Below are 6924 nucleotides of genomic sequence, written 5' to 3' on the forward strand. Positions count from 1 at the left end.
TTGGCTCAATCCGACAAATCCGATTGAGCCGCGCTACCTGCGCAACGAAGATACGACTTGTGCTGTTTGTTTGAACTTCTGGGGTCGTACCGTCCATGCGCTATCGCATTTTCCTTCTCTTTTTTTTCGCTTTGTTGCCGACGTCTTTGGTGTGGGCGGCACCAGCGCAACGGGCGTTTTCCGACTGGCAGGTCACCTGTAATAACCAAAACTTCTGCGTGGCGCGTAATACGGGCGATCATAATGGACTGGTGATGACCCTGAGCCGCAGCGCCGGGGCGCATACCGATGCCGTTTTACGTATTGAGCGCGGCGGGTTGAAGTCGCCGGATGCGTCTGAAGGGGAAATTGCGCCACGGCTGCTGTTAGATGGTGAGCCGTTGGCGTTAAGTGGTGACAAGTGGCGGATTTCACCATGGTTACTAGTAACCGATGATACGGCAACCATCACCGCGTTTTTGCAGATGATTCAGGAAGGGAAGGCGATCACCTTACGCGACGGCAATCAGACCATTTCTCTGAGTGGCTTAAAAGCGGCGTTGTTGTTTATTGATGCTCAGCAAAAGCGCGTTGGCAGTGAAACCGCGTGGATAAAGAAAGGGGACGAACCGCCGCTCAGCGTACCGCCCGCGCCTGCGCTGAAAGAGGTCGCGGTGGTTAACCCAACGCCGACGCCACTCTCACTCGAAGAACGCAACGATTTGCTGGATTATGGAAACTGGCGGATGAATGGTCTGCGCTGCTCGCTTGATCCGTTACGTCGTGAGGTGAATGTCACTGCGCTGACTGATGATAAAGCGCTGATGATGATTAGCTGTGAGGCAGGGGCCTATAACACCATTGATTTGGCATGGATTGTGTCGCGTAAAAAGCCACTGGCCTCGCGTCCGGTTCGGTTGCGTTTGCCGTTCAACAACGGGCAGGAGACGAATGAACTGGAACTGATGAACGCAACATTTGATGAGAAATCGCGTGAACTGGTGACCTTAGCGAAAGGGCGCGGATTAAGCGATTGTGGCATTCAGGCGCGCTGGCGCTTTGACGGTCAGCGTTTTCGCCTGGTGCGTTACGCCGCAGAGCCCACCTGCGATAACTGGCATGGGCCAGACGCCTGGCCCACGTTGTGGATCACCCGTTAAACAAAATGGCGGGACATGTAGGCCGGATAAGACGCTGTAGGCCGGATAAGACGCGTCAGCGTCGCATCCGGCAATCAGCATCCGGCGATCACCATCAGGCACCTTTTACTCCCAGCACCTTATGCGCTTTTGCCACAATATTCTCGGCGGTAAAGCCAAAGAACGGGAACAGCTTATCCGCCGGAGCAGATTCCCCATAACCCGTCATCCCGACAATTGCCCCTTTCAGACCAACATACTTGTACCAGTAATCGGCAATACCTGCTTCCACCGCCACGCGAGCCGCAACGTTAGAAGGCAACACCGACTCCCGATATTCCTCATCCTGGGCGTCGAAAATATCGGTCGAGGGCAGGGAAACTACGCGAACATTGCGACCTTCTCCCGCTAATTTCTCTGCCGCTTGCAGGGTGATTTCCATCTCTGAACCGGTGGCAATCAAAATAATATCTGGCTTACCGCCGCTGTCTTTCAGCACATAACCGCCACGAGCAATCTCTTTAACCTGATCCGGCGTACGTTCCACCTGGGCCAGATTCTGCCTGGAGAGAATCAGTGCCGTCGGTCCGTTGTGGCGCTCAACCGCCAGCTTCCAGCCTACCGCCGCTTCCACCTGATCGCACGGTCGCCAGGTGCTGAAATTTGGCGTTAAGCGCAGGCTGGCCAGTTGCTCAACAGCCTGGTGCGTCGGACCATCTTCGCCTAGGCCAATTGAGTCGTGGGTATAAACCATAATCTGCCGCGCTTTCATCAGTGCCGCCATCCGCGCGGCGTTACGGGCGTATTCAACAAACATCAGGAACGTCGCGGTATACGGCACAAAGCCACCGTGGTGCGCAATGCCATTGGCGATAGCGGTCATGCCAAATTCACGCACCCCGTAGTGAATGTAGTTGCCCGCCGGATCTTCCTTCAGCGAAACAGAACCTTTCCAGATGGTCAGGTTGCTGGGCGCCAGATCCGCCGAACCGCCGAGCAGCTCCGGTAGTATCGGCCCGTAAGCGTTAAGCGTATTTTGCGAAGCCTTACGGGTAGCGATTTTCGCCGGATTTGCCTGTAACTCATTGATATATTTCTGAGTCGTTTTCTCCCAGTCCTTCGGTAAACCACCGCTCATCCGACGGATAAACTCTTCTGCCAGTTGCGGATGAGCCTTTTTATAGGCGGCAAACTTCTCATTCCAGCTCTGCTGCGCTTTTTCGCCTTTTTCGCGGGCATCCCAGGCGTGATAAATCTCTTTAGGGATCTCAAATGGCGGATGGTGCCAGCCCAGTTTTTGCCGTGCCAGCGCCACTTCTTCTTCCCCCAGCGGTGCGCCGTGCGCCTCTTCCTTACCTGCTTTATTCGGCGATCCAAAGCCAATCACCGTACGACAGATAATCAGCGACGGCTTATCTTTCACGCTTTGCGCTTCAAGGATCGCTTCCTTCACCGCCTGCGGATCGTGACCGTCGATTTCATGGATCACATGCCAGTGATAGGCTTCAAAACGTTTTGCCGTATCGTCGGTAAACCAGCCTTCGGTTTCTCCATCAATCGAAATACCGTTGTGATCGTAAAAACCAATCAGCTTGCCCAGTCCCAGCGTGCCCGCCAGCGAACAGACTTCGTGGGAAATACCTTCCATCAGGCAGCCGTCGCCCATAAACACATAGGTGAAGTGATCGACAATTTCATGATCCGGCTGGTTAAACTGCGCCGCCAGTGTACGTTCCGCTATCGCCAGCCCGACGGCGTTCGCCAAACCTTGTCCAAGAGGACCGGTGGTGGTTTCAACTCCGGGCGTATAGCCGATTTCCGGGTGGCCAGGGGTTTTCGAATGCAGTTGACGAAAGTTCTTCAGCTCTTCCAGCGGCAGGTCGTAACCGGTCAGATGTAGCAAACTGTAGAGCAGCATCGACGCGTGACCGTTGGAAAGAATAAAGCGGTCGCGATCATACCAGGTTGGGTCGGTAGGGTTATGTTTAAGAAAATCGTTCCACAGCACTTCGGCAATATCAGCCATGCCCATCGGCGCGCCGGGATGACCAGAATTGGCTTTTTGTACCGCATCCATACTGAGTGCGCGAATCGCATTGGCAAGGTCTTTTCGGGACATATAACACTCCGTGGCTGGTTTATAGTTTGGCGGCAAGAAGATCTTCCAGTTTGCGTTGATCAACGGCGAACAGACGAATGCCTTCAGACAGTTTTTCTACCGCCATCGCATCCTGATTGTGCTCCCAACGGAACTCCGCTTCGCTCATGGGAGCTGGGCGTGGGAACGTCTGAGAAGGTGGGATTAATTTACGTACCACTGGCGAAACTTTTTCCTGCAGCTCCTTCAGCAAATTCGGTGCGATAGTTAGTCGATCGCAGCCGGTTAAGGCGAGGATTTGTTCGGTGCGACGGAAGCTCGCGCCCATCACAATGGTTTCATAGTGGTGTTGCTTATAGTAGTCGTAGATATTGCGCACCGATTTAACGCCTGGATCTTCTTCCACCACATACGGGTCCATCGGCTTGCGTGCCTGATACCAGTCATAAATACGCCCGACAAACGGCGAAATCAGAAAAACGCCTGCTTCCGCACAGGCCCGGGCCTGTGCAAAAGAAAACAGCAGCGTCAGGTTGCAGTTAATACCTTCTTTTTCCAACTCTTCTGCCGCGCGAATTCCTTCCCAGGTCGAAGCCAGCTTGATCAGAATGCGTGATTTCTCAACGCCTTGTTGCTGATACAAGTCCACCAGATGGCGCGCCTTCTCAATACTCTTTTCTTTATCAAAAGAGAGGCGTGCATCAACTTCTGTTGACACGCGACCGGGTACGATTTTGAGGATTTCAGCACCGAAATTGACCGCCAGTTTGTCACACGCTGCGACCACCTGTTGTTCCTGGGTCTTGCCATTTTTTTTACCCCAGGCGATAGCATCGTCTATTAAATGCTCATATTGTGATAATCCGGCAGCCTTGAGCAACAGCGAAGGATTGGTGGTGGCATCCTGAGGATGATAATGGCGAATGGACTCAATATCGCCGCTGTCTGCCACGACAGTGGTGAACTGTTTGATGCCGTCTAACTCGTTCATAGGAAATACTCCTTGAAAAGTAAAGTGTTAGATGAGTGCGTTAATTCACACTTCTGAGAAATTTCGCTAAACGCATCAAAAAAGCATAGCAGACAGGCATGGTATTGCTGGATTAAGCAGGTAACATCAGTGTTATAGGATTATTACCAAAACATTATATTAATGGTGAGAGTTTGGACTTGCTCAAAGTCTGTAGACTCCGGCAAGGTAATAATGTGCGCCACGTTGTGGGCAGGGGCTGTTGCCCACACACTTTATTTGTGAACGTTACGTGAAAGGAACAACCAAATGGATGACCAGTTAAAACAAAGTGCACTTGATTTCCATGAATTTCCAGTTCCAGGGAAAATCCAGGTTTCTCCAACCAAGCCTCTGGCAACGCAGCGCGATCTGGCGCTGGCCTACTCACCAGGCGTTGCCGCACCTTGTCTTGAAATCGAAAAAGACCCGTTAAAAGCCTACAAATATACCGCGCGCGGTAACCTGGTGGCGGTGATCTCTAACGGTACGGCGGTGCTGGGGTTAGGCAACATTGGCGCGCTGGCAGGCAAACCGGTGATGGAAGGCAAGGGCGTTCTGTTTAAGAAATTCGCCGGGATTGATGTATTTGACATTGAAGTTGATGAACTCGACCCGGACAAATTTATTGAAGTCGTCGCTGCGCTCGAACCGACCTTCGGCGGAATCAACCTCGAAGACATTAAAGCGCCAGAATGTTTCTATATTGAACAGAAACTGCGCGAGCGGATGAATATTCCGGTATTCCACGACGATCAGCACGGCACGGCAATCATCAGCACTGCCGCCATCCTCAACGGCTTGCGCGTGGTGGAGAAAAACATCTCTGACGTGCGTATGGTGGTTTCCGGCGCGGGTGCTGCAGCAATCGCCTGTATGAACCTGCTGGTCGCGCTGGGTCTGCAAAAACATAACATCGTGGTTTGCGATTCAAAAGGCGTTATCTATCAGGGCCGTGAGCCAAACATGGCGGAAACCAAAGCCGCATATGCGGTAGTGGATGACGGCAAACGTACCCTCGATGATGTGATTGAAGGCGCGGATATTTTCCTCGGCTGTTCCGGCCCGAAAGTGCTGACCCAGGAAATGGTGAAGAAAATGGCTCGAGCGCCAATGATCCTGGCGCTGGCGAACCCGGAACCGGAAATTCTGCCGCCGCTGGCGAAAGAAGTGCGTCCGGATGCCATCATCTGCACCGGTCGTTCTGACTATCCAAACCAGGTCAACAACGTCCTTTGCTTCCCGTTCATCTTCCGTGGCGCGCTGGACGTTGGCGCAACCGCCATCAACGAAGAGATGAAACTGGCGGCGGTACGCGCGATTGCAGAACTGGCCCATGCGGAACAGAGCGAAGTGGTGGCTTCAGCGTATGGCGATCAGGATCTGAGCTTTGGTCCGGAATACATCATTCCAAAACCGTTTGATCCGCGCTTGATCGTTAAGATCGCTCCTGCGGTCGCGAAAGCGGCGATGGAGTCGGGCGTGGCGACGCGTCCGATTGCTGATTTCGACGTCTACATCGACAAGCTGACTGAGTTCGTTTACAAAACCAACCTGTTTATGAAGCCGATTTTCTCCCAGGCTCGCAAAGCGCCGAAGCGCGTAGTTCTGCCGGAAGGGGAAGAGGCGCGCGTTCTACATGCCACTCAGGAACTGGTAACGCTGGGACTGGCGAAACCGATCCTTATCGGTCGTCCGAACGTGATCGAAATGCGCATTCAGAAACTGGGCTTGCAGATCAAAGCGGGCGTTGATTTTGAGATCGTCAATAACGAATCCGATCCGCGCTTTAAAGAGTACTGGACCGAATACTTCCAGATCATGAAGCGTCGCGGCGTCACTCAGGAACAGGCGCAGCGGGCGTTGATCAGTAACCCGACAGTGATCGGCGCGATCATGGTTCAGCGTGGCGAAGCCGATGCAATGATTTGCGGTACGGTGGGTGATTATCATGAACATTTTAGCGTGGTGAAAAATGTCTTTGGTTATCGCGATGGCGTTCACACCGCAGGTGCAATGAACGCGCTGCTGCTGCCGAGTGGTAACACCTTTATTGCCGATACCTACGTCAATGACGAACCAGACGCAGAAGAGCTGGCGGAGATCACCTTGATGGCGGCAGAAACTGTCCGTCGTTTTGGTATTGAGCCGCGCGTTGCTCTGTTGTCGCACTCCAACTTTGGTTCTTCTGACTGTCCGTCGTCGAGCAAAATGCGTCAGGCGCTGGAACTGGTCAGGGAACGTGCGCCAGAACTGATGATTGATGGTGAAATGCACGGCGATGCAGCGCTGGTGGAAGCGATTCGCAACGACCGTATGCCGGACAGCCCTTTGAAAGGTTCTGCCAATATTCTGGTAATGCCAAACATGGAAGCTGCCCGCATTAGTTACAACTTACTGCGCGTTTCCAGCTCGGAAGGTGTGACTGTCGGTCCGGTGCTGATGGGCGTGGCGAAACCGGTTCACGTGTTAACGCCGATCGCATCGGTACGTCGTATCGTCAACATGGTGGCGCTGGCCGTGGTTGAAGCGCAAACCCAACCGCTGTAATTCTTTTTTAACTCTCACGCTTACCCTGAATATTCAGGGTAAGCGGTCCAGCTGCAATATATTAGTAAAGCTGGTGATGCTGCCAACTTACTGATTTAGTGTATGATGGTGTTTTTGAGGTGCTCCAGTGGCTTCTGTTTCTATCAGCT

4 protein-coding genes are annotated in these 6924 nt (G+C 53.0%); 2 read left to right on the forward strand and 2 right to left on the reverse strand.

Annotated features, from left to right (window positions below):
* Positions 1-95: 95 nt before the first annotated feature.
* Complete coding sequence (locus tag OQV04_RS00680; RefSeq protein WP_001270524.1) at positions 96-1139, forward strand: DUF1176 domain-containing protein; 1044 nt, start codon at positions 96-98, stop codon at positions 1137-1139.
* A 94-nt stretch (positions 1140-1233) separates the two neighbouring features.
* Here the strand turns inward: OQV04_RS00680 and tkt are convergent, their stop codons facing one another.
* Positions 1234-3237, reverse strand: a complete 2004-nt coding sequence (gene tkt / locus OQV04_RS00685; protein ID WP_032281406.1) for a transketolase — start codon at positions 3235-3237, stop codon at positions 1234-1236.
* Between the two features lie 19 nt (positions 3238-3256).
* Positions 3257-4207 carry a transaldolase gene (gene tal, locus OQV04_RS00690; RefSeq protein ID WP_001003709.1) on the reverse strand — a complete coding sequence of 317 codons (951 nt, stop codon included), beginning with the start codon at positions 4205-4207 and terminating at the stop codon, positions 3257-3259.
* A 288-nt stretch (positions 4208-4495) separates the two neighbouring features.
* Between tal and maeB the strand changes: the two genes are divergently transcribed.
* Positions 4496-6775: an NADP-dependent oxaloacetate-decarboxylating malate dehydrogenase gene (maeB, locus tag OQV04_RS00695; protein WP_000342643.1), complete on the forward strand. Its 2280-nt coding sequence runs from the start codon at positions 4496-4498 to the stop codon at positions 6773-6775.
* Positions 6776-6924 lie beyond the last annotated feature (149 nt).

Origin of the sequence: Escherichia sp. Lx600-2 (assembly GCF_036662595.1) — a bacterium.
GTDB lineage: Bacteria > Pseudomonadota > Gammaproteobacteria > Enterobacterales > Enterobacteriaceae > Escherichia > Escherichia coli.

What these genes read in the sequence shown, in the direction of transcription:
- maeB (WP_000342643.1), top strand. Translation starts at nt 4,496, where the DNA reads ATGGATGACCAGTTAAAACAAAGTGCACTTGATTTCCATGAATTTCCA.
- tal (WP_001003709.1), bottom strand. Translation starts at nt 4,207, where the DNA reads ATGAACGAGTTAGACGGCATCAAACAGTTCACCACTGTCGTGGCAGAC.
- tkt (WP_032281406.1), bottom strand. Translation starts at nt 3,237, where the DNA reads ATGTCCCGAAAAGACCTTGCCAATGCGATTCGCGCACTCAGTATGGAT.
- OQV04_RS00680 (WP_001270524.1), top strand. Translation starts at nt 96, where the DNA reads ATGCGCTATCGCATTTTCCTTCTCTTTTTTTTCGCTTTGTTGCCGACG.